The sequence below is a fragment of the Streptomyces sp. NPDC034084 genome (genome assembly GCF_055575535.1).
Genome location: NZ_JBVISK010000002.1, coordinates 674,660 through 700,242 on the forward strand (window position 1 = coordinate 674,660; position 25,583 = coordinate 700,242).

Genomic DNA, 25,583 nt, shown 5'->3' on the forward strand with positions numbered 1-25,583 from the left:
CATCGAGTCGAAGCGCTTCGATATTGCTGCGAGGTTAAGTGAACGGCACAGGCGCGGCAAGGGCCGCTCCCGAGTTTCTCGGGTCTCGGACCGTTTTGCCGCGCTACCAACGTCCCCCGGGCATAGGGGAAGTGGCTTATCACCATGCCTTGACACCCCTGCTCTGCCCGCAGAGCATCGAAGCGCTTCGAAATCCTCTCCCCTCCTCTCTGCCAAGGGACTCGCACGTGACCGCAGACCGGCCGCCCTTCCGTGACCCCGCCCTCCCCGTGGCCCGCCGGGTCGACGACCTGCTCGACCGGCTCACCGCCGACGAACGTCTCGCGCTGCTGCACCAGTTCACGCCCGGTGTCGAACGCGTCGGGCTCGCCGCCTTCCGCACCGGTCAGGAGGCACTGCACGGTGTCGCCTGGATGGGCCCGGCGACCGTGTTCCCGCAGTCCGTGGGCCTCGGCGCGACCTGGCATCCGGAGCTGGTGCGCCGGATCGGCGAGGCGGTGTCCCGGGAGGCGCGGGCGATGCGCGCCAAGGACGACCGGGTCGGGCTCAACGTCTGGGCGCCGACGGTGAACCTGCTGCGCAACCCGCTGTGGGGGCGCGGCGAGGAGGGATACGCGGAGGACCCGGCGCTGACCTCCGCGATCGCGACCGCGTACACCCGGGGACTGCGCGGCGACCACCCGGTGTACTGGCGCACCGCGCCCGTCCTCAAGCACTGGCTCGCGCACAACAACGAGGCCGCGCGGGACACGTCCTCGGCGTCCGTACGGCCCCGGGTGCTGCACGAGTACGACCTGCGGGCCTTCCGCGGGGCCGTGGAGGCGGGCGCTGTCGCCGGGGTGATGCCCGCGTACAACCTGGTCAACGGCCGGCCCAACCACCTCTCCCCGTACCTGGAGGAGGAGTTGCGCCGCTGGACGGACCAGGACCTCCTGGTCTGCTCGGACGCGGGCGCCCCGTCCAACCTGGCCGACTCGCAGGGGTACTTCGCCACGCACGAGGAGGCGGTGGCGGCGGCGCTGCGGGCGGGCGTCGACTCCTTCACCGACCACGGCACGGACTCCTCCGTCATCCTGGGCCGGCTGCGCGGGGCCCTGGAGCGCGGCCTGATCGACCAGACGGACGTGGACCGGGCGGCGCGGCGGCAGTTGACCGTACGGTTCCGGCTCGGCGAGTTCGATCCGGAACTCGATCCGTACGCGGGCGAGGAACGGTTCGACAGCCCGGAGCACCGGGAGCTGGCCCGCGAGGCGGCCGAGGGGGCGATCGTCCTGCTGCGGAACGAGCCCCGGGGCGACGGGAGTCCGGGCGGGGAGGGTCCGCTGCTGCCGCTCGGTCCCCGGCCGGGCCGGATCGCCGTGGTCGGTCTCCTCGGCGACGCCTGCAAGCTGGACTGGTACAGCGGGGCGCTGCTCCACCGTTCCTCCCCGCTCGACGGGCTGCGGGAGCGCTTCGGGCCGGACCGGGTGGACTTCGCCGAGGGCGTGGACCGGATCCGGCTGCGTACCGCCTCCGGCACCCGGCTGCGCGTCCCCGAGGCGGGCGCCGGGGAAGCCGTACGGGACACCGGGGGCGCGCTCGATCCGGCGCTGGTCGCGGGCCGGACCGACCTGCCGCCGCTGACCGCCGACGCCGAGGGCTCGGAGCTGGCGCTGATCGACTGGGGCGGCGGGGTGCTGACGCTGCGGGCCCCCGACGGGAGGTATCTGTCGGTCGCCGAGGACGGCTTCGTCCGCGCCTCGGCGGACGAGCCCGGTGGCTGGGTCGTTCAGGAGACCTTCCGTCTCGAAGCCCACGACGGCGGTCACCTCCTTCTGCACCTCGGGACGGGGAGCTACGTCTCTGTCGCCGCCGACGGCGTGAAGGTTGCCGCCGACCGGGAATCCGCCGAGGTGTTCTCCGTGGAGACGGCCGAGCGGGGCGAGGAGGCGGTCGCGCGGGCCGCGGCGGCGGCGGACGTGGTGGTGGTGGTCGCCGGGAACGACCCGCACATCAACGGGCGCGAGACCGAGGACCGCACGACGCTCGCCCTGCCGGCGCAGCAGGACCGGCTCTGGCGGGCCGCGCACGCGGCGAACCCGCGTACCGTCCTCGTCCTCGTCTCCTCCTACCCGTACGCCGTGCCCGAGGCGGCCGCCGCGCTCCCGGCCGTGCTGTGGACCGCGCACGGCGGGCAGGCGGCGGGCACGGCGCTCGCCCAGGTCCTGGCCGGCGACGTCTCCCCGGCGGGCCGGCTCCCGCAGACCTGGTACGCGGCCGACGCGGACCTGCCCGGAATGCTCGACTACGACGTGATCGGTGGCCGTCAGACGTACCTGTACTTCGACGGGACGCCGCTCTTCCCGTTCGGACACGGCCTGTCGTACACGACCTTCGCGTACGGCGAGCTGTCGGCGGCCGTCGACGGGGAGACGGTACGGATCGGCTGCACGGTCACGAACACCGGCGCCGTGGCCTCGGACGAGGTGGTCCAGGTGTACGCGCGGGCCGTGGCGCCCTCCGTCCCGCGCCCCCACCGCGAACTGATCGCGCACGAGCGGACACCGCTCGCCCCGGGCGCGTCCGCCGTCCTCTCCTTCGACGTCCCCGTCTCGGCCCTCGGGTACTGGGACGTGGCGCACGGGCGGTGGACGGTGGAGCCCGGGGAGTACGAGATCCAGGCGGGCGCGTCCAGCGCGGACGTCCGGCGCACGGTCCGCGTCGAGGTGGCCGGCGAGGCGCCGGGCCCGCGCCCGGTCCTGGTCGACGGCCTCGCCGCGGCCGACTACGACGAGCAGTCCGGCACGGTCATCGTGGACCGCACGAAGGCCACGGGAGACGGGGTGGCCCCGGCCGAGCCGGGCATCGCGGGCGAACTCCTGTACAGCTCCTGTGACTTCGCCGGCGGTGCCACGGAGACGGCGGTGACGGTCGCGGGCGAGGGCACGGTCGAACTGGCCCTCGGCGACGGCACCGTCCTGGCCCGGATCGAGGTCGCGCCGACGGGCGGCCCGTACGCCTACCGCACGCTGGGCGCCTCGCTGCACCTCCGGGACGCGAGGGACCTCCGCGTCCGCCTGCACGGACCCGTGCGCCTCGCGCACATCGGCTTCGCCGGCTGAACGTCCCACCGGCGGGGGGCCCGGCACCGGAGCGATCCGGTGCCGGGCCCGCGTCACGTCAGGCGCCCGCGACCACCTGCCCGCGTTCCGAAAGCCGCGCCTCACACCCCCGGCATCTCCCCGGGCCCCCTCCCCAGCGTCCGTACCTCGTACGGCAGGGTCGTGCCCGTCGCCGTGGCCGTGGGCCCGTCCGGGGTGCGCGTCACCGCGTACGTCGCCGCCGGGGTGCCGTCGTGGGCCGGCACCGTGAGGGGCGTCCGCACGGGGCCCGGGGTCACGAGCAGTGTCAGGCCGTTCAGCCAGTCGCCGTCCGGGCGGGTGTCGTCGGCGCTCAGGGGGAGGACGGCGCCGGGGCGGACGTAGAGGGGGAGGCTGTCCAGGGCGTGGGTCTCGCGGCGCCATCCGGGGCCGGTGACCGTCTCGCCGGTGAGGAGGTGCGTCCATTCCCCTTCGGGGACGTACAGCTCGACCTCGCCGCCCGGGGTCAGGACGGGGGCGACGAGGAGGTCCGGACCGAGCATGTACTGCCGGTCCAGGGTCCGGCAGGCGGGGTCCTCGGGAAACTCCAGGAGCATGGGCCTCATCACGGGGACGCCCGTCGTGTGGGCCTCGGCGGCGGCCCCGTACAGGTAGGGCATCAGGCGGTGCTTGAGGCGGGTGAATCGGCGCGCGACCTCGACGGCCTCCTCGCCGAACTCCCACGGCACGCGGTACGAGTCGCTGCCGTGCAGCCTGCTGTGCGAGGAGAGCAGCCCGAAGGCCAGCCACCGGGTGAACACCTCCGGCGACGGCGTGCCCTCGAAGCCGCCGATGTCATGGCTCCAGAAGCCGAAGCCGCTGAGCGAGAGCGACAGGCCGCCGCGCAGCGACTCGGCCATGGCCTCGAAGGAGGCCCAGCAGTCGCCGCCCCAGTGGACGGGGAACTGCTGGCCGCCGGCGGTCGCGGAGCGGGCGAAGAGGACGGCCTCGCCGCTGCCGCGCTCCTTCTCCAGGAGTTCGAAGACGGTCCGGTTGTAGAGCTGGGCGTAGTAGTTGTGCATGCGCTCGGGGTCCGAGCCGTCGTGCCAGACGACGTCGGTGGGGATCCGCTCGCCGAAGTCGGTCTTGAAGCAGTCGACGCCCTGCGCGAGGAGCGGGCGCAGCTTGTCCTGGAACCAGGTGCGGGCCTCGGGGTTCGTGAAGTCGACGAGGGCCATGCCGGGCTGCCACAGGTCCCACTGCCAGACGTCGCCGTTCGGCCGGCGGACGAGGAGGCCGCGGTCGGCGCCCTCCGCGAAGAGTTCCGACTTCTGCGCGATGTACGGGTTGATCCACAGGCCGACCCGCAGGCCCCTGGCCTTGAGGCGGGTGAGCATGCCGTCGGGGTCGGGGAAGGTCTCGGGGTCCCAGCGGAAGTCGGACCACTGGTACTCGCGCATCCAGAAGCAGTCGAAGTGGAAGACGGAGAGCGGGATGTCCCGGTCGGCCATGCCGTCGACGAAGGAGGTGACGGTCTCCTCGTCGTACGGGGTGGTGAAGGAGGTGGTGAGCCACAGGCCGAAGGACCACGGGGGCGGGAGCGCGGGTCGGCCGGTGAGGGCCGTGTAGCGGCTGAGGACCTCCTTGGGGGTGGGGCCCGCGACGACGAAGTACTCGACGGTCTGGTCCTCGACGCTGAACTGGACCTGGCCGACGGCCTCGGAGCCGAGCTCGAAGGAGACCCGGCCGGGGTGGTTGACGAAGACGCCGTAGCCGCGCGAGGAGAGGTAGAACGGGATGTTCTTGTAGGCCTGTTCGCTGCTGGTGCCGCCGTCGGCCTGCCAGATGTCGACGCTCTGGCCGTTCTTCACGAAGGGCGTGAAGCGTTCGCCGAGGCCGTAGAGCTGCTCGCCGACGGCGAGCGCCAGCTGGACGGCCATGTGGTGGGCGCCGTCGGGGGTGGTGACGAAGGCGGTGCCCTTGCGGCCGGCCTCGGTGAGCGTCCGTCCGCCGGCCTCGAGGAACTCCAGGGTCCAGGGCTTCGAGCGGTCCAGGCGCAACCGGAGCGGGCCCGAGGCCAGTTCGACGACGGGGCCGTCCTGGTGGACGGTGCCGTGGCCGGGTCCGCCGGTGGAGAGGGCGAAGTCGGGGCCCCGGTGGGCCTTTCCCGCGTGGTGGGTGACGCGGACCCCGATCACTCCCTCGGCGGGTGCGTGGCACTCCACCGTCAGCAGGGCCGAGTTCAGGGTGTCGCCGCGGGTGGCGACGCGCTTGACGGAGGCGTGGGCGGTGAAGCCGTCGGCTTCCGAACGCAGATCGCGGACTTCGGTGGCGTACGAGGCGTGGACGCCCTCGCGCATCAGCCAGAAGCCGTCGGTGAACTTCATACGGGTCCTCGGGACGGGGTGGGGACGGGGGCTGCTCCCAGCCCCAATAGTTATCCCAGAAAACAAATCGGGGGGCCAGCCCCACGGGGGCGTCGGCCCCGTGTTTCCAGAAAGCGCTTGCGCGATCCATTGACGAAACACGAACGCCCCCTTAGCTTCATGCCCGTTGCACTTCGTACGTCATATATGAGACGCGATACATGAGATCTGAGAGTGCTCCATGGCCTTCGCCCCCAGCCCCATCCCCTCCAGGACCCAGTACGTCCTGGAGGCGATCAAGCACGACATCCTCACCGGGGGTCTCAGACCCGGCCAGGCCCTCGTGGAGACCGAACTCGCCGCGCGCTTCGGGGTCTCGAAGACCCCGGTCCGCGAGGCGCTCAAGACCCTCGCGGGCAGCGGGCTCGTGGTGATGAGCCAGTACAAGGGCGTCACGGTCCGGATGGTCGACGCGGACATGGCCCGCGCGGTCTACGACGTCCGTCTGCTCCTGGAGCCCGAGGCCGTCCGCCGGGCCGTCGCCTCCCGCGCCCCGCTCGACGCGGCGGACGAGGCCCTGCGCCGCGCCGCCTCAGCCGAGGACCCGGCCGAACGGTCCCTGGCCAACCGGGACTTCCACCGGGCGCTCTACCTGCCCTGCGGGAACCCGCTGCTCGGCCGGATGCTCGACGAGGTCCGCGACCAGGCGGCCCTGGTCTCCACGGTCGCCTGGGCCGCCATCCCCTCCTGGGAGCGCGAGGCCGCCGAGCACGAGGAGATCCTGCGCCTCGCGGTCGCCGGCGACGTCGACGGGGCCGGCCGGGCCGTGCACGACCACATCGCCTCGTTCGTCGAGCGCGCCTTCCCCTCATCCCCCCTGGACAGCGAGTGAGCATGGAATTCGAGACGATGAGGGCCGCCCTCGCCGACGTCGTGGCCATCCCCGTCACCCCGTTCGCCGAGGACGGCTCCGTGGACACCGCCGCGCACCGCGCGCTCCTTCGCCGGCTGCTCGACGCGGGGGTCCGCACCCTCACGCCGAACGGCAACACCGGCGAGTTCTACGCCCTCACCCCGGAGGAGCGCCGCTCCCTCACCGAGGTGACCGTCGAGGAGGCAGGCGGCCGCGCCGCGATCCTGGTCGGCGTCGGACACGACGTGCCGACCGCCGTGGAGGCCGCCCGGCACGCCCGCGCCACCGGCGCCCACATGGTGATGGTCCATCAGCCCGTCCACCCGTACGTCTCCGAGAGCGGCTGGGTCGACTACCACCGGGCCATCGCCGAGGCCGTGCCCGAGCTGGGCGTCGTCCCCTATGTCCGCAACCCGCTCCTGAGCGGGGCCCGGCTCGCCGAACTCGGCACCGCCTGCCCCAACGTCGTCGGCGTGAAGTACGCCGTCCCGGACGCGGCCCGGTTCGCCGGCTTCGCGCGCGACGCGGGGCTCGACCGGTTCGTGTGGGTGGCGGGCCTCGCCGAGCCGTACGCGCCCGCGTACTTCGCGAGCGGCGCGACCGGCTTCACCTCCGGCCTGGTCAACGTCTCCCCCGCGCTCTCCCTGGAGATGCTGGGCGCCCTGCGGACGGGCGACTACCCGACCGCGATGAAGGTGTGGGAGCGGATCCGCCGCTTCGAGGAGCTGCGCGCGGCCAACGCGAGCGCCGACAACGTGACCGTCGTGAAGGAGGCCCTCGCCTCGCTCGGCCTGTGCCGCCGCGACATCCGCCCGCCCAGCCGGGAGCTCCCGGAGGCGGAGCGGGCCGAGGTCGCGGCGATCGCCGCCGGGTGGCCGATATGAGCAGGCGCCCGGAGGAGCTCCGCAGCCACCAGTGGTACGGCACGGACGGGCTGCGCTCGTTCAGCCACCGCGCCCGCACCCGGCAGCTCGGCTACCTGCCCGAGGAGCACCTCGGCAAGCCGGTGATCGCGATCCTCAACACCTGGTCCGACATCAACCCCTGCCACGTCCACCTGCGCGACCGGGCGCAGGCCGTGAAGCGGGGCGTGTGGCAGGCGGGCGGCTTCCCGCTCGAGTTCCCCGTCTCCACCCTGTCGGAGACCTTCCAGAAACCGACGCCGATGCTCTACCGCAACCTCCTCGCGATGGAGACGGAGGAGCTGCTGCGCTCGTACCCGGTGGACGGCGCGGTCCTGATGGGCGGCTGCGACAAGACGACCCCGGCGCTCCTGATGGGCGCGGCCTCGGTCGACCTGCCGGCCGTCTTCGTCCCGGCCGGTCCGATGCTGCCGGGGCACTGGCGGGGCGAGACCCTCGGTTCCGGCACGGACATGTGGAAGTACTGGGACGAGAAGCGGGCCGGGACGATCGGCGACTGCGAGATGGCCGAGCTGGAGAACGGCCTCGCCCGCTCCCCCGGCCACTGCATGACGATGGGCACGGCGTCCACGCTGACCGCCGCCGCCGAGACCCTGGGCGTGACGGTTCCGGGTGCCTCCTCGGTGCCCGCGGTGGACTCCGGGCACGACCGGATGGCCGCCGCGTCGGGGCTTCGGATCGTGGAGCTCGTCCGCCAGGACCTGCGCCTCTCCCGGATCCTCACGAGCGAGGCGTACGAGGACGCCGTGGCCGCCGTCCTGGCCCTCGGCGGCTCCACCAACGCCGTCATCCATCTGATCGCGATGGCCGGCCGGTCGGGGGTGAAGCTGACCCTCGACGACTTCGACCGGATCGCGCGGACCGTGCCGGTGCTCGCGAACCTGCGGCCCGGCGGGCGCTATCTGATGGAGGACTTCCACTTCGCGGGCGGCATGACCGGCTTCCTGTCCCGGCTCACGGACGTGCTCCATCTGGACCGGCCGACCGTCTCGCACGCCACCCTGCGCGAGCAGCTCGCCGGCGCCCTCGTCCACGACGACGAGGTGATCCGGGAGCGGTCGAGGCCGCTGGCCGCGGAGGGCGGGGTCGCGGTCCTGCGGGGCAACCTGTGCCCGGACGGCGCCGTCATCAAGCACATCGCGGCCGAGCCGCGGCTGTTGCAGCACACCGGCCCGGCGGTCGTCTTCGACGACTACCGGACGATGCAGCGGACCATCGACGACCCGGCGCTCGGGATCACGGCCGAGCATGTGCTCGTGCTGCGCGGCGCGGGCCCGAAGGGCGGGCCGGGGATGCCGGAGTACGGGATGCTGCCGATCCCCCGGTACCTCCTGGAGCAGGGGGTGCGGGACATGGTCCGGATCTCGGACGCCCGGATGAGCGGGACGAGTTACGGGGCGTGCGTGCTGCACGTGGCGCCCGAGTCGCATGTGGGCGGACCCCTTGCCCTCGTCCGTACCGGCGATACGATCACTCTCGACGTCGCGGCACGCTCCCTCCACCTGCACGTCACGGACGAGGAGCTGGACAGCCGCAGGGCGGCGTGGACACCGCCTCCCGCCCGGTACGAGCGCGGCTACGGCGCGCTCTACATGGAGCAGATCTCCCAGGCCGACACCGGCTGCGACTTCGCCTTCCTGGCCAGGCCGGGGACCACCCCCGATCCGTACGCGGGCTGAGCCCCGCCCGAACCTCTTCTCGCCCGCCCGCACTCTCCTCACCGCGCCTGCCCGAAATCTCGAACGTCGTTCGCGAAGCGCTTCACCGAGAACGGAGCCGCCGTCATGGCCTCAGCTGTGACCCCCTCACGCCGAGCCGCCCTGCCGTACCTGCTGATCGCCCCCGCGGGCCTCCTGATGCTGGGGTTCATCGCGTACCCGGTGCTCAGCGTCTTCTACTACAGCCTGCGGAACCACAACCCCACCAAACCGTGGCGGAACGGTTTCGCCGGCCTGGACAACTTCACCCGCATCTTCACCGACGACCCGCACTTCTGGGGCACGCTGACGTTCAGCCTCAAGTGGGTCGTCGTGGAGGTGACGCTCCAGCTCCTCTTCGGGCTCGCGCTCGCCCTCATCGTGAACCAGACGTTCGCCGGCCGCGCCCTCGGCCGGGCCCTGGTCTTCTCGCCCTGGGCGGTGTCGGGCGTCCTCACCTCGGCGATCTGGGTCCTGCTCTACAACTCCCAGACCGGTATCAGTCGTTACCTCGCGGATTTCGGCATGGGCACGTACGGCACGTCCTGGCTCTCCGACACCGCGACCGTCTTCCCGGCGGCGATCGTCGCCGACCTGTGGCGCGGGGTGCCCTTCTTCGCGATCCTCATCCTGGCCGACCTCCAGTCCGTCCCCCGGGAGTTGTACGAGGCGGCCGAGGTCGACGGGGCGAGCAGGGTCCGGCAGTTCCTGCACATCACGCTCCCCCACCTGCGGGACGCGATCGTCCTGTCCACGCTGCTGCGCGCGGTGTGGGAGTTCAACAACGTCGACCTGCTGTACACGCTGACCGGCGGCGGCCCCGCGGGCGAGACGACGACCCTGCCGCTGTACATCGCCCACACCAGTGTCGACGCCCACAACTTCGGTTACGCCTCCGCCCTCACCACGGTGGCGTTCGTGATCCTTCTCTTCTGCTCGATGGTCTATCTGCGCCTGAGCAAGTTCGGAGGCGACGGCAAGTGACTGCCGCGATACCCCTGATCGCCGTCCCCGGCCGCCGCAGCCGGGCCTGGGACGAAGTACCCCGCTGGCAGATCTATCTGCCGCTCGGCATCTACCTCCTCTTCACCCTCGTCCCCTTCTACTGGATCCTCCTCTTCGCCGTGCGTCCCGCGGGGTCGACCTCGCTGCTGCCGTGGCCGATGACGACGGCGCACTTCGAGAAGGTGTGGACCGAGCGGAACTTCGCCGTCTTCTTCCAGAACAGTCTGCTGATCGGCGTCGCCGTCCTCGTGATGACCACCGTCGTCGCCCTGGCCGGCGGTTACGCCCTCGCCCGCTTCGACTTCCGGATCAAGAAGGGCTTCCTGCTGGCCCTGCTCTGCTCCCAGTTCGTGCCGGGGGCCCTGCTCCTCGTACCCCTCTTCCAGATCTTCGCCGAACTGCGGATGATCAACTCCCTCGGCAGCGTCATCATCGCCGAGACCGTGTTCCAGCTTCCGCTGTCGATGATCCTCATCAGCGGATTCATCCGGAACGTCCCGTACTCCCTCGAAGAGGCGGCCTGGGTCGACGGCTGCAACCGGTTCCACGCCTTCCGGATCGTCGTCCTCCCGCTGCTCCGGCCCGGCCTGGTCGCCGTCGGTTCCTTCGCCTTCGTGCACGCCTGGAACCACTTCCTCTTCGCCCTGATGTTCCTCAGCAGCCAGGACAAACAGACCATCCCGGTCGGCCTCAACACCCTCATGGGCGCCGACAGCGTCGACCTCGGCGCGCTCGCCGCCGGCGGCGTCATCGCCGCCGTCCCCGTGGTCGTCGTCTTCGCCTTCATACAGAAGTGGCTGGTCACCGGCTTCAGCGCGGGGGCGGTGAAGGGATGAGCGGCCTCCCCACGAACAAGGAAGACATGAACACCCCACGCACCCCGCTGCCCGTCGTCCTCGCCGGCGCCCGCGGCCACGGCCGCAGCCACCTCCTCAACATCCGCCGTCTCGAAGAGCGCGGTCTCGTCCGTCTCGCCGGGGTCTGCGAGCTCCGCCCGCTGGACGCCGTCGAACTCGACGGCATCGGCGACCCCGAGCAGTCCGCCGACTTCGAGGCGCTGCTCGTCTCCACCGGCGCCCGGATCGCCGTGCTCTCCACCCCGATCCAGACCCACACCGACATGGCGCTGACCGCCGCCCGGCACGGGGCGCACATCCTCCTGGAGAAGCCGCCCGCCCCCTCGTACGCCGAGTTCCGCCGGATGGCCGACGGTGTCGAGGCCGCCGGGGTGGCCTGCCAGATCGGTTTCCAGTCGCTCGGCTCGCACGCGGTGCCCGCGATCCGCCGAATGGTGGAGGAGGGCGCGATCGGCGAACTCCTCGGCGTCGGCGCGGCCGGGGCCTGGGTCCGCGACGAGGCGTACTTCCGGCGCGCGCCCTGGGCCGGTCACCGGCGGCTCGACGGCGTGGACGTGGTCGACGGGGCCCTCACCAACCCGCTCGCGCACGCCGTCGCCACGGCGCTCGCGCTCTCCGGCTCCACCCGCGCCGAGGACGCCCCGCACATCGAGACGGAGCTGCTGCGCGCCCACGCCATCGAGTCCGACGACACCTCGGCCGTACGGATCGTGACCTCCGCCGGCACCCCGGTCACGGTCGCGGCGACGCTGTGCGCCGAGAAGCCGGCGGAGCCGTACGTGATCGTGCACGGCAGCCAGGGCCGGATCACCTTCTGGTACCGGCAGGACCGGGTCCTGGTGCAGCGTGCCGGGCACGGGCCGGTGGAGACCGAGTACGGCCGCACCGACCTCCTGGAGAACCTGGTCGCGCACGTCACCGAGGGCGAGGGCCTGTGGGTGCCCCCGGCGGAGACCGGTGCGTTCATGCGGGTCGTCGAGGCGGTACGGACCGCTCCCGAGCCCGTGGACGTCCCCGCCGCCCACTGGCACACCGAGCCCGGCGAGAGCGCGCCGCGCCGGGTCGTCGACGGCGTCGACGCCCTCGTCGACGCGAGCGCCGACACCCTCCGGCTCTTCTCCGAACTCGGCGCCGCCTGGGCGCCGTCGAGCCAGGCGGAGGCCCGATGACCCCCGAAGCCCCCACGGTCCTGCGCTGCGCGGGCCGCGCCGTCGCCCGCTACACCACCCGGCCCCAGCTGTCCGCCGGCCACTCCCCACGGCCCTATCTCCACCCCGTCACCACCCTCGCCGGGCTCCCCGTGACCGAGACCCTGCCCGAGGACCACCCGCACCACCTGGGCGCGGGCGTCGCCGTGCCGGACGTCGCCGGCCACAACTTCTGGGGTGGCCGCACCTTCGTCCGCGGCCGGGGCTCCGTAGAAATCGACAACCACGGGACGCAGCGGCACGACGGTTTCAAGCTGTGCGACCCGGACGGCTTCGTGGAGGAGCTGAGCTGGACGGCCGGCGGCGAACGGCTGCTGCGGGAGCACCGCACGGTGGCGGCCACCGCCCTCACCGACACCGCCTGGGCGCTCGACCTCACCTTCTCCCTCGCCAACGTGTCGGGGCGGGAGCTGTCGATCGGCAGCCCGGCGACGAACGGCCGGCCGGGCGCCGCGTACGGCGGCTTCTTCTGGCGCGCGCCGAAGGAGGCGACGGTACCCGCGGTGTTCGGGTCGGAGGGTGGCGACGAAGCATCGGTCCACGGCTCCCCAGCCGACTGGGTCGCCCTCGCCGGGGACGGCTGGACCCTGGTGTTCGCCGGGGTGACCGCGCAGACCCGCCGTGACCCGTGGTTCGTGCGCGCCGCCGAGTACCCGGGGGTCGGGTCCTCCCTCGCGTACGACGCGCGGCTCCCGGTGGCGGCCGGGGAGACCCTCGTACGCCGGGTGGTGACCGTGGTCGCCGACGGCCGGCTCGACCGGGCGGACGCCGCGGCCCTGGTCCGCAAGGCGGTGGCCGCATGAGCGCCACCGCCACCGGCGACCTGGGCGACGGCACGTACCGCAATCCGGTCCTGGCGGCCGACTGGTCGGACCCGGACGTGCTGCGGGTCGGCGAGGACTACTACCTGACCGCGTCCAGCTTCGGCCGCGCCCCCGGGCTGCCCCTGCTGCACTCCCGGGACCTGGTCAACTGGACGCTCCTCGGCCACGCCCTGCAGCGGCTCGAACCGGCCGCCGCGTTCACCGCGCCCCGGCACGACCGCGGGGTGTGGGCGCCCTCGTTCCGCCACCACGACGGCCGCTTCTGGATCTTCTGGGGCGATCCGGACCACGGGATCTTCCAGGTCAACGCCGCCTCGATACGCGGCCCGTGGACGGCGCCGCACCTGGTGAAGGCGGGCCTCGGGCTGATCGACGCCTGCCCGCTGTGGGACGAGGAGTCGGGCGAGGCGTACCTCGTGCACGCCCTGGCCAAGTCCCGCGCGGGCGTCAACAACCGGCTGATCGGCCACCGGATGAGCCCGGACGGCGGCAAGGTCCTCGACGAGGGCCGGATCCTCGTCGACGCCGACCGGATCCCCGGCTGGTTCACCCTGGAGGGCCCGAAGCTGTACCGGCACGACGGCTGGTTCTGGCTCCTGGCGCCGGCCGGGGGCGTGGCCACCGGCTGGCAGGGCGCGTTCCGCTCGCGGTCGTTCTTCGGCCCGTACGAGGAGCGGATCGTCCTCGCGCAGGGCGACACCGACGTCAACGGCCCGCACCAGGGCGGCTGGGTCCGCACCCAGCGGGGCGAGGACTGGTTCGTGCACTTCCAGCAGTCGGGCGCGCACGGCCGACTCGTCCACCTCCAGCCGATGCGCTGGGGCGCGGACGGCTGGCCGGTGCTCGGAGCGGACGGCGCGCCCGTCCGGGTCCACCGGAAGCCGGACCTGCCGGAGCAGCCTCCCGCGCGGCCGGCGGTGGACGACAGCTTCCCCGGCGGGCGCTTCGGCCGGCAGTGGCAGTGGACCGCCAACCCGGCGGAGGGCTGGGCCAGTCAGCACAACGGTGACGGCCTGCGCCTCGACTGTGTGCGTACGGGACACCTGGACGATCTGCGGGGCGTGCCGCACGTGCTCACCCAGCGGCTGCCGGCCGGGGCCCTGACCGTCGAGGTCGGGCTGCGGCTCGACGCCGGGGCGCCGGGGGCCCGCGCCGGCCTGGTCGTCCTGGGCGACGCGTACGCCTGGCTCGGTCTGGAACGCGCCCCGGACGGCTCGGTGCGGCTGGTGCACCGCTTCGCCCCGGCCGGCTCCGATCGGGAACGGGACGCGGCGCACGCGCTGCCCGTGCCCGGCGACCGGGCCCTGCTGCGGATCGAGGTCACGGCGGACGCGCGCTGCCGGTTCTCGTACTCCGTCGACGATGCCGCCGGTCCGGTCCGGCTCGGGCCGGAGTTCGCCGCCACGCCCTGGCGGTGGGTCGGCGCGCTCCTCGGCCTGTTCGCGGGCGCGCCGGCGGGCGCGGGGCACGCCGGGACGGCCGTGTTCTCCGCGTTCCGCGTCACCGCGTCCTGAACTCCCCTACGAACTCCCCCACGTCCCCATCACCCGCAACACCCCGAGAGAAGAGAGCCGACGATGACCATCTTCCCCGGCGGACGGCGCAGAGCCGCCCTCGCCCTCGCCCTCGCCCTGTCCTGTGTCCTCGCCCTGACCGCCACCGCCTGCGGTGACGACGGCAGCGGCGCGGGCGGTGACAAGGGCACGGAGGGATCGGGCAAGGGAAAGATCACCTTCTGGGACAACAACGGCGGTGTCCGCACCGAGGTCTGGAAGGAGATCATCGCGGACTTCGAGAAGGCGAACCCCGACATCGACGTCGAGTACGTCGGGATCGCCTCCAAGGAGGTCCAGTCCAAGTACGACACCGCCATCCAGGGCGGCGGCCTGCCGGACGTGGGCGGCGTCGGCGCGGCGATGCTCGCCGGGATCGCCGCGCAGAACGCCCTGGAGCCTCTGGACGCCCGCGTCGAGGGCAGCTCGCTCAAGGGCAAGCTGAACGCGGGCATGCTCGCGAGCGTGAAGTCCGCGGGCGGCCAGGACAAGCTGTTCACCGTCCCCACCTCCGCCAGCAACGGCGTGCTGTACTACCGCACCGACCTGTTCAAGGCCGCGGGCCTGCCCGCGCCCACCACCTGGTCGAAGTTCTACGCGGCGGCCGACAAGCTGACCGCCACCGACAAGAACCGCTTCGGCTACACGATCCGCGGCGGAGCCGGCTCCATCGCCCAGGCGCTCGACGCCATGTACGGCCAGAGCGGCATCACCAGCTTCTGGAACGGCGACAAGACCACCGTCAACGACCCGAAGAACGTGGCCGCGCTGGAGAAGTACGCCGCGCTGTACAAGAAGAACACCCCGGCCGCCGACGTGAACAACGACTTCACCAAGATGGTCGCCCAGTGGGACAGCGGCGAGATCGGCATGCTCAACCACAACCTGGGCTCGTACCAGGACCATGTGAAGGCACTCGGCACGGACAAGTTCCGGGGCATCCCGAACCCGACGCTCGACGACGGCACCCGGGTCCAGGTCTCCAACCCGGTCGACGGCCTCGGCCTGTTCTCCTCCAGCAGGAACAAGGCCGCGGCCTGGAAGTTCATCGAGTTCGCGGCCTCCCACGCCTCCAACAGCAAGTGGAACAGGTCGGCCGGCGCGATCCCCGCCAACACCGAGGCAGCCGCCGACCCGTGGCTCGCGGAGGCCGAGCCGACCAAGCTGGGCGCCGAGGTCCTCTTCAGCGGCAAGGCCACGATCGTGGAGCTGCCGTACTACCTGCCCGACTGGAACACGATCTCCAAGGCGGACAACGAGCCCGGCTTGCAGAAGGTCCTGCTCGGCAAGTCCACCGCGAAGGAGTTCCTCGACCACCTGGCCGAGCAGCTGAACACCGCCCAGGCCGAGTGGAAGCAGCAGAACAGGTGAGCGTCGGCCGCCGCGCGGTCGTCACGGCCGGGGCGGGCCTCGCGCTCGCCCTGGCCGGGGCCCCCGCCGCCCGAGCCCAAGGACACCCCCGTATGCGCACCGTCTTCCTCGCGGGCGACTCCACGGCCGCCCAGAAGTACGCCGACGCCGCACCGGAGACCGGCTGGGGCATGGCGCTCCCCTTCTTCCTCCACAAGGGCCTGAGGGTCGCCAACCACGCCGTCAACGGACGCAGCACCAAGAGCTTCCTCGACGAGGGGAGGCTCGATCCGATCCTGGCGGCGCTGCGCCCCGGCGACCTCCTCCTCGTCCAGTTCGGCCACAACGACGAGAAGGTCGCCGACCCCACCCGCTACACCGAGCCGTGGACCACCTACCAGGACAACCTGCGGGTCTTCGTCGAGGGCGCGCGCTCCCGGGGCGCCCTCCCGGTGCTCGCCACCTCCGTGGAGCGGCGGAAGTTCGCCGTGGACGGCACCGCCCTGCGCACCCACGGCGCCTACCCGGCGGCGATGCGGGAGGCGGCCGCGGAGTGGGACGTACCGCTGCTCGACATCGAGGCGCTGTCCCTGGCCCTGTGGCAGCGGCTGGGTCCGGAGGCCACGAAGACGTACTTCAACTGGACGGCGACCGAGCAGGACAACACGCACTTCAACCCGCCGGGGGCGATCGAGGTGGCCCGGCTCGTCACCGCCGAACTGCTCGCCACGCACGTCCTCACACCGCGCGAGACCCGTCGCCTCGACGACGCGATCGACCCCGCGCGGATCACCTGGCCCGTTTCCGAAGAGAGCCGCACATGAACCGACGCACGCAGCTGGGAGTGGTGGCCGCGGCCGCCCTCGTCCTCACCGTCACCGCGCCCGTGGCCGGTGCCCACCCCGCCCACCGGCCGGCCGCCGACCCGGCCCGCGCGACGCTGCCGGCCGGTGACGGCTGGGCGTCCGACGGCACCGGCACCACCGGCGGATCGGCCGCCGACGCCTCCCGGGTCTTCACCGTCACCACCTGGGAGGAGTTCCGCGACGCGCTCGCCGTGCCGGGCACCGAGCCCCGCATCGTGAAGGTGGCCGGCGTCCTGAACGCGACCGCCGCCGGCTGCGCCGCCTTCGAGGCCCCCGGCTACGACTTCACCCGCTACCTGGCCGACTACGACCCGGCCGTCTGGGGGTACGAGAAGGAGGTCAGCGGCCCCCAGGAGGAGCTGCGGGCGGCCTCGGCCACGGCACAGGGGCAGGCCATCAAGGTCAAGGTGCCCGCCAACACCACGATCGTCGGGGTGGGACGGCACGCGGGGATCACCGGCGGCAGCCTCCAGGTGCAGGGCGTCGACAACGTCATCGTCCGCAATCTCACCCTGGAGTCCCCGCTCGACTGCTTCCCGCAGTGGGACCCCACGGACGGCGCGACCGGCGCCTGGAACTCCGAGTACGACAGCCTGGTCGTGTACGGCTCCAGCCACGTCTGGATCGACCACGACACCTTCACCGACGGAGCCCACCCGGACAGTTCGCTGCCCTCGTACTACGGGGAGGTGTACCAGCAGCACGACGGCGAGCTGGACGTCGTGCGCGGCGCCGACCTCGTCACCGCGTCCTGGAACGTCTTCACCGACCACGACAAGACGCTGATGATCGGCAACAGCGACAGCGCGGGCGCCACCGACCGGGGCAGGCTGCGGGTCACCCTCCACCACAACCTCTTCGACGACGTGGTGGAGCGCGCGCCCCGGGTCCGCTTCGGCCAGGTCGACGCGTACAACAACCACTTCAGGGTGCCGAGTCCGCGATACGTCTACAGCCTCGGCATCGGCCTGGAGTCGCACCTGGTCGCCGAGAAGAACGCGTTCACGCTCGCCGCCGACGTTCCCGCCGGGAAGATCCTGAAGAAGTGGAAGGACGCGCCGGTCACCACCTCCGGCAACTACGTCAACGGCAGCCCGGTCGACCTGCTCGCCGTGCACAACGCGCAGTACCCCGCCGAGCAGCTCCGCGCGGACGCCGGCTGGACGCCCGTCCTGCGGACCCGCGTCGACCACCCGAAGGCCGTCCCCGCCCTCGTCGGCCACTACGCGGGCGCCGGCCGCCTCCGCTGAGTCCCTGGAGGACCTTCCGATGCCCACGCACCCCACCGCAGCCGGCGGCCCCGGACGCCGGACGCTGCTCACCGCAGGCCTCGGCGCCGCCCTCGCCCTGGCCCTGCCCTCCGGGACCGCCACCGCGGCACCCCGGACTCCTTTCGGCCGCCTCGGCTCGCCCGCCGACCGGCTCACCCCTCGGACGCTCTACGTCCACCCCGGAGGCCTGGGCGACCACACCACGGTCCAGGCGGCGGTCGCCTCCGCCGAGGGACCCGGCTGGACGCTGGTGCTCGCCCCCGGCACGTACCGCGAGACGGTCGCCGTGAGCCCCGCCCGTACGGACATGACCTGGATCGGCGCGAGCGGGGATCCCCGGGACGTCGTCGTGGTGTACGCCAACGCGGCCGGCACGCCCCGGCCCGGGGGCGGCACCTACGGCACGAGCGGCTCCGCGACCACCACCGTCCAGGCCGACGGCTTCACCGCCCACGGGGTCACCTTCGCCAACGACTTCCTCCGTACGGACCTGCCGGGGAACTCCGGCACCCAGGCGGTCGCGCTCAAGGTGCAGGGTGACCGCTCGGCCTTCTTCCACTGCCGGTTCCTCGGCCACCAGGACACCCTGTACGCCGACTCCGCGGCGCTCACGGCCGTGGCCCGCCAGTACTTCGCGCACTGCTACGTGGAGGGCGACGTCGACTTCGTCTTCGGGCGGGCCCGGGCGGTCTTCGAGCACTGCCACTTCCGCACCCTGGTCCGCCCGGACCTGGCGGCGGCGCCGTACGGCTTCGTCTTCGCGCCCTCCACGGCCCGGGACAACCCGTACGGTTTCCTCGCCGCCCGCTGCCGGGTCACCAGCGAGGCCCCGGACGGCTTCTACAAGCTGGCCCGGCCCTGGGTGCCGAGCTCGGATCCCACGGCCTGGCCGTCGCTCGTGGTCCGGGACAGCGTCCTCGGCCCCGGCATCGACGCCGTCGCCCCGTACGCGAACATGCGGGACGCCTGTCCGTGGCAGGAGCAGCGGTTCGCCGAGTACCGCAACACCGGCCCGGGCGCCGTGACCACCGTCCTGGAGAACCGTCCCCAGCTGGACCCCGCCGGGGCGGCCCCGGCGACCAGGACGACCTACCTGGGCGACTGGGCTCCCCGAAGACCCCGCGTCTGACGCGTGGTCGCCGCGCTCACGGGCGCAGGAGGGGGAAGGCGGCCGGGGCCCAGAGCGCACGGAGCTCGGCCGGCTCGGCCCGTTCCTCCCCCTCTCCTTCGGTCCGCCACACCCTCGTCTGCCGGGTGGCGTCGTCGTACGACGGCCAGCCCGGGTCTCCGGTGGCGGTGAAGGCGGCCCAGGCGCGCACCATCCGGCCGGCCAGTTCGTGGTCGGCGGAGGTGGGGGCGCCGCCGATGAGGAAGGCCGAGCAGTCCTTGTCGACGTTGCCGAAGGCGAAGGGGACGTCCGCGTTGTGCCAGGCCCGCACGGCGCCGTGCGGGCCGGTGCGCCGGCGGTCGAACCGCGACAGGAAGGCCCGGCCGCCGCCCCGGGCATGCTGCTCGGCGAGCCGGTGGGTGTACTCCCCGAAGAGGAGGTCGCCGAAGACGGCCAGGTAGACGTCGAGCACCGGGGCGTCGGGCATCACGGCGCGATACCCGGGTACCAGACCCTCGGGCAGTCCGAAGTCGGCCGCGAACCGCCCGAGTTGCGCCTCCGTGGTGACCTTCGCGCTGCTGCCGACGGCGTCGAGCAGCCAGTACTCCTCCGTGGTGTGGCAGACGAGGAGGTCAACGTCCCGGCTCGCCCCGGCGGCAAGGCCCGTGAGGGGGTCGACGGGCAGGACGTCTCCGTCCAGGACGGGGGCGTAGAGGGAGGGGTCGTAGTGGCGGGATCCGGAGGCGGGGTCGCGCCGGTACTCCTCGACGACCTGGTCGGACGCGGTGACCAGGTCCTGCGGGCTCGCCGATGCCAGGCCCTCGGGGGTGGCCGGGCAGCCGGCCGCGGCGGCGACCTCGCGGGTGGTCGCGGCGGCGATGTCGCGCGTGTGGCAGGGACTGGCGGGGCTGTGGGCGATGGCCCGGTGGAACAGGCCGCGCGCCCGGTCCATCACCATGAGGCAGGCGACCGACGCGGCTCCGGAGGACTGGCCGGCGACCGTGACGTTGCCGGGGTGGCCGCCGAACGCGGCGATGTTCTCCCGCACCCAGCACAGGGCGGCGACCTGGTCGAGCAGGCCCCGGTTGTCGGGGTGTTCCCCCGCACCGGCCTCGGGAACATGACCGAACCCCTCGAAGCCGAGACGGTAGTTGAGGGTGACCACGACCAGACCCGCGCGGGCCAGGGCGTCACCGTCGAAGTCGGGCTGGGCCGAGGAGCCGAAGGTGTAGGCACCGCCGTGGATCCAGACCAGGACGGGCAGGGCGCCGCCGTCCGGGGCCGGGGTCCAGACGTTGACGGTGAGGATGTCCTCGTCGCCGGCCGACCACACGGGCGAGCCGGGCAGCTCGGCCGACTGCGGGGCGACGGGGCCGAAGGCCGTGCAGTCGCGCACTCCGGACCACACGGCCGCCGGCGCGGGCGCCCGGAACCGGTGGGAGCCGAACGGCGGTGCGGCGTACGGGATTCCGAGCACGGCGACGACGTCGGCGGACGCCCGGAAGCCCCGTACCGCACCGTTCGTCGTCTTGAAGATGTCCATGGACCTCAGCCTGCCATCACGCCCCTGACCGGCACCAACACCAAGATCATGACGATTCACCCTCCGTCGAGGTCAATGCCGGTCGAACAGCGGCCGGGTTGACCTCAGGGCAACAGGTCCACGCAGTCGATCGAGGTGCCGGGGCTGAGGTAGCCGGTGCCGGAGGAACCACTGACGATGTTCAGCTTGAGCACGTTGTACTGGCTCGGGTCGGTCTTCCAGGCGCTCGCCGGGACGACGTACGTGAAGGTGTGGTTGTTGCCCCGGTAGGAGCCGTTGGTCAGGGACCGGGTCGACGGCTGGGCCGGGGGTGAGGGGATCGCGGAGACCCAGTCGTTGACGGTCACCTGGGGGCGGCCGTTGAGGAAGGCCGTCGTGACGCCGATCCGCAGCGTGTGCGCGGCGGCGGCCTGGGCGGCGGTGAGCCGGAAGTACACGAGGAGCCCGTCGTTGACGTCCTTCCATAGGTAGCAGGGGAAGGCGCTCGCGACGTCCCCGCCGTCCACGACGACGTTCCCGGTCCAGGGCGCGGCCCGCACGTCGCCGGGGTGGGCGGACGTCATGAGGGCCGCGTTCTTGAACGCGCCGGGGGTGCCGTCCCAGTCTCCGATGCGCCAGATCGCGGGGGCGGTGCTCGGATCGTTCGCGAGGGTGATCGTGTGGAGCGCGGCGGCGGCCCCGGCGGTGACGGTCACCGTGCCGGTGTGCACGGCCAGTTCGCCCTTGTACACGGTGAGGGTGTACGTGCCGGGCAGCATCCCCCGGCAGGAGAAGGCGCCGGTGCCGGCGGCCGCGCGGGCCCAGTACTGGGCGTCCGCGCTGGCGAAGCCGACGGTGTACGGGTGGCCCGGGTCCATGCCGGCGAGGCCGACGCCCGCGACCCGGCCGCGACCCGCCGCGCCCACCCAGTTCGGGATCCCGAGGCCGTCCACCCAGGACGTGTCGTGGTTCGCGGCGTGCAGCGCCGGATCGGGAGCGCCGCCGTCGGTGAACGCGAGGACGTACGGACCCTGGAGGCCGAAGCGCATGGCCTCGGTCTGCGACTGGCTGTAGTGGAGGATCTCGTAGAGCCCGACGCCGAGTTCGTTGGAGTGGCGGAGCAGCGACCGGTAGAAAGGCCCGCCGGAGGCCTTCTCGTGGTTCGAGCGGACCATCCAGAGGCCGACGGAGCCGGTGGTGTGGCCGACGTGGGTGTAGTCCATGACGCGGACGCCCGAGTAGTGCTTGGAGCGGGTCTGCCCGTCCGCCCGCCGCCACACGTCCCCGGCCTCGATGACGGTGTCGGCGCCCTCGACCCAGGAGTCGGGGCCCTCGTTCGGGAAGATGCCGGGTTTGAGGCGGGCGATGAAGCGGGTGGCGGTGACGGAGGTGTCGGCCTTGTCGGTCCACAGGTACACGTTGTTGAGTCCGGCGCGGGCGGCCAGGTAGTGGCGGAGGGTGCCGTGGACGACGGTGACGAGGACGGTGGAGCCGGTCTGGGCGAGGGTGACGGTGGAGGCGCCGAGGCCGGACTCGACGTGCGAGTGCTTGCCGCCGTAGCCCTCGTACTCCTTGCCCCGGTAGACGAGCGACGTGACGTCACCGGTCGACTTGGAGACCTTGAAGACGAGTCCGGCGCCGGTGTCGACGACGTACTGGCCGCCGTCGTCGCTCCAGCCGAACCCGGCGGCCGCGGCGGCGGTGCCGACGGCTGTGACGGCGGCTCCGGCGGCGGCCGCGCCGAGGACGGTACGTCGGCGGAGGGTGCGAGGCGGTGTGTCGTACGAGCTCATCGGCGACTCCTTCGATGGGCGGTGCGGTCACCCGTAGGTCGCCGCGGGGTCCCGAAGGGTTGCCGGGGTGGAGGCCCGGACCGCGGTTCGCCTGCCGGGCCGGGCCCCTCCGCCGCGCGGGCGAGAGAGGGCCGGTCCGGAGTCGCGGGGAAACCGTCCTCAGCTCAGCCGGGTGTCCGCGTAGACGTCCATCGCCTGCCGCTGGTACGCGGCGAGGCCCTCGGCGATCTTGTCGAAGTTCTCGCGGAAGCGCGGGTCCTCGACATAGGTCCGGGCCAGGCCCCGGTACGCCTCGGCGTTCGGGGTCCAGAAGCGGCAGACGCTCCGGTAGTGGACGTCCACCTCGGCCTGGACCGCCGGGTCGGCGGCGGGCGTGCCGGCGGCCATGTGCTCGGCGAAGCGGATCATCTGGGCGGTGACCTCGCGCTGCCACTGCTCGGTGGCCTCGGGGGTCAGCCCTTCGACGGCCTGCCGGGACTCCTCGTACGCCTCGGGCCACCGCTCCCGCGCCTCGGCCTCGATCGCCGGGTCGGCCTGGAAGCCCTCGAAGAGGTTCTCGGGACGGTTGATGCTCACCATGTCCTGGCTCTCGCTTTCCTCGAGTTCGGCGATGGTGCGGGCGACCGTACGGGCCAGCGTGCCGAGCCGGTCCTGCTCGGCGAGCAGCCTGGCGTGGTGCTCGCGCAGGACGGTCACGCGGTCGGCCCCGCTGTCCAGGACGTCCCGGATCTCACGGAGGCCGAGGTCCAGCTCCCGCATGAGCAGGATCTGCTGGAGGCGCAGCAACTGGGGCTCCTCGTAGTGCCGGTGCCCGTCGCTCGCGGTCCACGCGGGCGTCAGCAGGCCGATCTCGTCGTAGTGCCGCAGCGTCCGGGAGGTCACCCCGGACATCCGGGCCACATCCGCGATCGACCAGGCCATGACGGTGTCCTTCCCTCGCCGGGGGCCGGCGTCTCCGGCCCCGTACGAGGACCGTACGAGTTGACGTCGCGTCAACCGCAAGTCGTTCAGGACCCGCCGCCGGGACCGAAGCCGCCCCGGAGCGTGGTCCGGCCGCCGTCGGGGGCGGTGAGGAGGACGGTGTACGTGTCGGCCGAGGCGTCGCGTACGCCCTCGGCGTGGTTGTACTGGGCGGCGAAGGTGTGGGGTCCCGGCGGCACCGCGCGGCCCGGCTTGAGCGTCCACGTGTAGACCAGGGCCCCGGGCTTCTCGGTCACCGTGACGGTGAAGTCCTCGGCGGGCCGGGTGCGCCAGTTGCCGGTGCTCACGACGCCGGGTGTGCGGGCGATCCGCAGCTCGACGGTGAGGCCGGCCACAGGTGATTCCGTCGTCACGGCGAGGTCGCTCTGCGCCCACCAGCGGTTGCTGCCGGGGTCGATCGTGCCGGCCGCCCGTGCCCTGGGGCCGGGCGCGGGCAAGGTCGTGGCGGGTCCGGCGGGCCGGTCGGCCAGGGTGGTCACCGCGAGGCCGCCGAGGCCGACGACCCCGGCGACGGTCGCGGTGACCGCGACGACCGCTGTCCAGCGGCGCCGTCCGGTCCATGGGCCCGGCGACCGCGTGCGACGGCCGGCCGGAGCGGGCGCGGCCATGCCCCGCTCGACCCGGGCGAGGATACGGGCGTGGTCGGGCCGGTGCGCGAGCGCTGCCTCCCGCAGCTCGCGGCGGAGCTGTGCCTCGTCCATCAGCGCCTTCTCCCGGCGAGTTCGGTGGCGGCCCGGTCGCCGAGCAGCCGCTGGAGTTCCGCCATGCCCTTGGCGGTCTGGCTCTTGACCGTGCCGACGGAGACGCCGAGTGCGAGGGCGGTGTCGCGTTCGGAGAGGTCGAAGGCGTGCCGGAGCACGACACAGGCGCGCTTGCGGAAGGGCAGGGCGCGCAGCGCGGTGCGGACGTCGAGGACGGCGGGGACGTCCGGACCCTCGGTGTGCTCCGGGCGACGGTCCCAGAAGGCGGCGATGCGGCGCCGTTCGCGGACGGTGCCCCGGATGCGGGTACGGACGAGGTTGGCGACGACGCCCCGGGCGTAGGCGGCGGGGTGGTCGGCGGCGCGGACCCGGTCCCAGCGGTTCCAGAGGGCGAGCATGGCGTCGGCGGCGAGGTCGTCGGCGGCGTCGGTCTCGCCGGTCAGCAGGTGGGCGAGGCGGGCGAGTTCGGCGTAGTGGCGCTCGAAGAAGGCCCGGAACTCCGTCGCGCTGTCGTCGGCCTCAGTGTCCGCCGTGATCACGACGGTCCTCGGTGTGGGAGGCGGGCCCCGTGCTCGCGCGGGACGTCAGGCGGGGCGCGATGAGTTCGGCGCCGCGCGGGGCTCCGCCGGCGAGGCGCGCGACGAGCCGTTCGACGGCCAGGCGGCCCATCTCCTGAGCGGGTACGGAGACGGCGGTGAGCGGTACGGAGGCGTGCACGGCGACCTGGTCGGGGCAGATGGCGACGACGGAGACGTCCTCGGGCACGGCGCGGCCCTGGTGGCGCAAGAGCGCGAGGAGGGGCTCGACGGCGGCCTCGTTCTGGACGACGAGGGCCGTGGTGCCGGGGCGTTCCTCGAACACGCGGGTGACGGCGGCGGCGACGGCCGCGTAGGTGCCCTCGACGGGCCGGTGGAGCAGCCCGACGCCGTGGGCGCCGGCGGCGGCGCGCAGTCCGGTGAGGGTGCGGGCGGCGAAGCCCGTACCCCGTGCGTACACGGCGGGTGGTTCGCCGAGGACGGCGATCCGGGTGTGGCCGAGGCCGGCGAGGTGCTCGACGCAGCGGGCTCCGGCGGCCTCGAAGTCGAGGTCGACGCAGTCGAGTCCGGTGCCGTCGGCGGCTTCACGGGTCTCGGCGGGCAGGCCGATGAGGACGGAGGGCCGGACGGCCTCCTGGAGGAAGGGCAGCCGGGGGTCGTCGAGCCCGACGTCCATGACGATCATGGCGTCGGCGACGGCGCTGCCCTCCACGCGGCGGACGGCTTCGGGGCCTTCCTCGCCGGTGAGCAGCAGGACGTCGTAGCCGTGGGAGCGGGCCGTGGTGGTGACGGCCATCGCCATCTCCATCATGACGGGCACGTAGAGGCCGGTGCGGAGCGGCATCATCAGCGCGAGGATGTTCGTCCGGCTGCTGGCGAGGGCGCGGGCGCCGGCGTGCGGCCGGTAGCCGAGGGTGTCGATGCTGCGCTGGATGCGCTCGCGGGTGGGCGCGGATATGGAGCGCTTGCCGCTGAGCACGTAGCTGACGGTGCTGGCCGAGACGCCGGCGTGGCGGGCGACATCGGCGAGGGTGACCACGTGCGTGCTCC

20 protein-coding genes are annotated in these 25,583 nt (G+C 72.9%); 13 read left to right on the plus strand and 7 right to left on the minus strand.

Features of this window, described 5'->3' with window-relative positions; genetic code table 11:
• Positions 1–227: 227 nt before the first annotated feature.
• On the plus strand, positions 228–3,101 hold the full coding sequence (locus tag ACZ51I_RS08440; RefSeq protein ID WP_468872683.1) for a glycoside hydrolase family 3 C-terminal domain-containing protein: 2,874 nt from the start codon (positions 228–230) through the stop codon (positions 3,099–3,101).
• A gap of 101 nt (positions 3,102–3,202) precedes the next feature.
• On the opposite strand, the gene yicI is transcribed toward ACZ51I_RS08440, so the two are convergent.
• Positions 3,203–5,446, minus strand: coding sequence for an alpha-xylosidase (yicI, locus tag ACZ51I_RS08445; RefSeq protein ID WP_468872686.1), 2,244 nt, complete (start codon positions 5,444–5,446; stop codon positions 3,203–3,205).
• Positions 5,447–5,666: 220 nt separating this feature from the next.
• Between yicI and ACZ51I_RS08450 the strand changes: the two genes are divergently transcribed.
• The 12 genes from ACZ51I_RS08450 (at position 5,667) to ACZ51I_RS08505 (ending at position 19,021) form a co-directional block, all read left to right on the plus strand.
• Positions 5,667–6,317 carry a GntR family transcriptional regulator gene (locus ACZ51I_RS08450; protein ID WP_468872689.1) on the plus strand — a complete coding sequence of 217 codons (651 nt, stop codon included), beginning with the start codon at positions 5,667–5,669 and terminating at the stop codon, positions 6,315–6,317.
• Positions 6,314–7,222 (plus strand): dihydrodipicolinate synthase family protein, encoded by a 909-nt coding sequence (locus ACZ51I_RS08455; protein ID WP_468872692.1) that lies wholly within the window; start codon positions 6,314–6,316, stop codon positions 7,220–7,222. The genes ACZ51I_RS08450 and ACZ51I_RS08455 overlap by 4 nt, the downstream gene beginning before the upstream one ends.
• A complete protein-coding gene (araD, locus tag ACZ51I_RS08460; RefSeq protein ID WP_468872695.1) occupies positions 7,219–8,940 on the plus strand; it encodes an L-arabinonate dehydratase in 1,722 nt (573 codons plus the stop codon). Before ACZ51I_RS08455 ends, araD begins: the two co-directional genes overlap by 4 nt.
• A 105-nt stretch (positions 8,941–9,045) precedes the next feature.
• A complete protein-coding gene (locus tag ACZ51I_RS08465) occupies positions 9,046–9,942 on the plus strand; it encodes a carbohydrate ABC transporter permease (protein ID WP_468872698.1) in 897 nt (298 codons plus the stop codon).
• Positions 9,939–10,799, plus strand: a complete 861-nt coding sequence (locus ACZ51I_RS08470; protein ID WP_468872700.1) for a carbohydrate ABC transporter permease — start codon at positions 9,939–9,941, stop codon at positions 10,797–10,799. Before ACZ51I_RS08465 ends, ACZ51I_RS08470 begins: the two co-directional genes overlap by 4 nt.
• A gap of 26 nt (positions 10,800–10,825) precedes the next feature.
• Complete coding sequence (locus ACZ51I_RS08475) at positions 10,826–11,989, plus strand: Gfo/Idh/MocA family protein (protein ID WP_468872702.1); 1,164 nt, start codon at positions 10,826–10,828, stop codon at positions 11,987–11,989.
• Positions 11,986–12,831: a DUF6807 domain-containing protein gene (locus tag ACZ51I_RS08480; RefSeq protein ID WP_468872704.1), complete on the plus strand. Its 846-nt coding sequence runs from the start codon at positions 11,986–11,988 to the stop codon at positions 12,829–12,831. The genes ACZ51I_RS08475 and ACZ51I_RS08480 overlap by 4 nt, the downstream gene beginning before the upstream one ends.
• Complete coding sequence (locus ACZ51I_RS08485) at positions 12,828–14,366, plus strand: glycoside hydrolase family 43 protein (protein ID WP_468872707.1); 1,539 nt, start codon at positions 12,828–12,830, stop codon at positions 14,364–14,366. Before ACZ51I_RS08480 ends, ACZ51I_RS08485 begins: the two co-directional genes overlap by 4 nt.
• Before the next feature lie 63 nt (positions 14,367–14,429).
• Complete coding sequence (locus ACZ51I_RS08490) at positions 14,430–15,776, plus strand: ABC transporter substrate-binding protein (protein WP_468872711.1); 1,347 nt, start codon at positions 14,430–14,432, stop codon at positions 15,774–15,776.
• Positions 15,773–16,579 carry a rhamnogalacturonan acetylesterase gene (locus ACZ51I_RS08495; RefSeq protein ID WP_468872713.1) on the plus strand — a complete coding sequence of 269 codons (807 nt, stop codon included), beginning with the start codon at positions 15,773–15,775 and terminating at the stop codon, positions 16,577–16,579. The genes ACZ51I_RS08490 and ACZ51I_RS08495 overlap by 4 nt, the downstream gene beginning before the upstream one ends.
• Positions 16,576–17,871, plus strand: coding sequence for a pectate lyase family protein (locus ACZ51I_RS08500; protein ID WP_468872715.1), 1,296 nt, complete (start codon positions 16,576–16,578; stop codon positions 17,869–17,871). The genes ACZ51I_RS08495 and ACZ51I_RS08500 overlap by 4 nt, the downstream gene beginning before the upstream one ends.
• 19 nt (positions 17,872–17,890) lie before the next feature.
• Positions 17,891–19,021, plus strand: a complete 1,131-nt coding sequence (locus ACZ51I_RS08505; RefSeq protein ID WP_468872717.1) for a pectinesterase family protein — start codon at positions 17,891–17,893, stop codon at positions 19,019–19,021.
• A gap of 16 nt (positions 19,022–19,037) precedes the next feature.
• On the opposite strand, the gene ACZ51I_RS08510 is transcribed toward ACZ51I_RS08505, so the two are convergent.
• The 6 genes from ACZ51I_RS08510 to ACZ51I_RS08535 all read right to left on the minus strand — a co-directional run bounded on the left by ACZ51I_RS08510 (position 19,038) and on the right by ACZ51I_RS08535 (position 25,572).
• Positions 19,038–20,543: a carboxylesterase/lipase family protein gene (locus ACZ51I_RS08510; RefSeq protein WP_468872720.1), complete on the minus strand. Its 1,506-nt coding sequence runs from the start codon at positions 20,541–20,543 to the stop codon at positions 19,038–19,040.
• 104 nt (positions 20,544–20,647) lie between these two features.
• Positions 20,648–22,315 carry a rhamnogalacturonan lyase B N-terminal domain-containing protein gene (locus ACZ51I_RS08515; protein WP_468872723.1) on the minus strand — a complete coding sequence of 556 codons (1,668 nt, stop codon included), beginning with the start codon at positions 22,313–22,315 and terminating at the stop codon, positions 20,648–20,650.
• Positions 22,316–22,474: 159 nt separating this feature from the next.
• Positions 22,475–23,236 carry a MerR family transcriptional regulator gene (locus ACZ51I_RS08520; protein WP_468872725.1) on the minus strand — a complete coding sequence of 254 codons (762 nt, stop codon included), beginning with the start codon at positions 23,234–23,236 and terminating at the stop codon, positions 22,475–22,477.
• 86 nt (positions 23,237–23,322) lie between these two features.
• Positions 23,323–23,997 carry a hypothetical protein gene (locus ACZ51I_RS08525; RefSeq protein ID WP_468872727.1) on the minus strand — a complete coding sequence of 225 codons (675 nt, stop codon included), beginning with the start codon at positions 23,995–23,997 and terminating at the stop codon, positions 23,323–23,325.
• Entirely contained in the window at positions 23,997–24,536 is a 540-nt protein-coding gene (locus tag ACZ51I_RS08530) for a SigE family RNA polymerase sigma factor (RefSeq protein WP_468872730.1), read from the minus strand. Before ACZ51I_RS08530 ends, ACZ51I_RS08525 begins: the two co-directional genes overlap by 1 nt.
• Positions 24,517–25,572: a LacI family DNA-binding transcriptional regulator gene (locus ACZ51I_RS08535; protein WP_468872732.1), complete on the minus strand. Its 1,056-nt coding sequence runs from the start codon at positions 25,570–25,572 to the stop codon at positions 24,517–24,519. The genes ACZ51I_RS08530 and ACZ51I_RS08535 overlap by 20 nt, the downstream gene beginning before the upstream one ends.
• Positions 25,573–25,583: the final 11 nt, after the last annotated feature.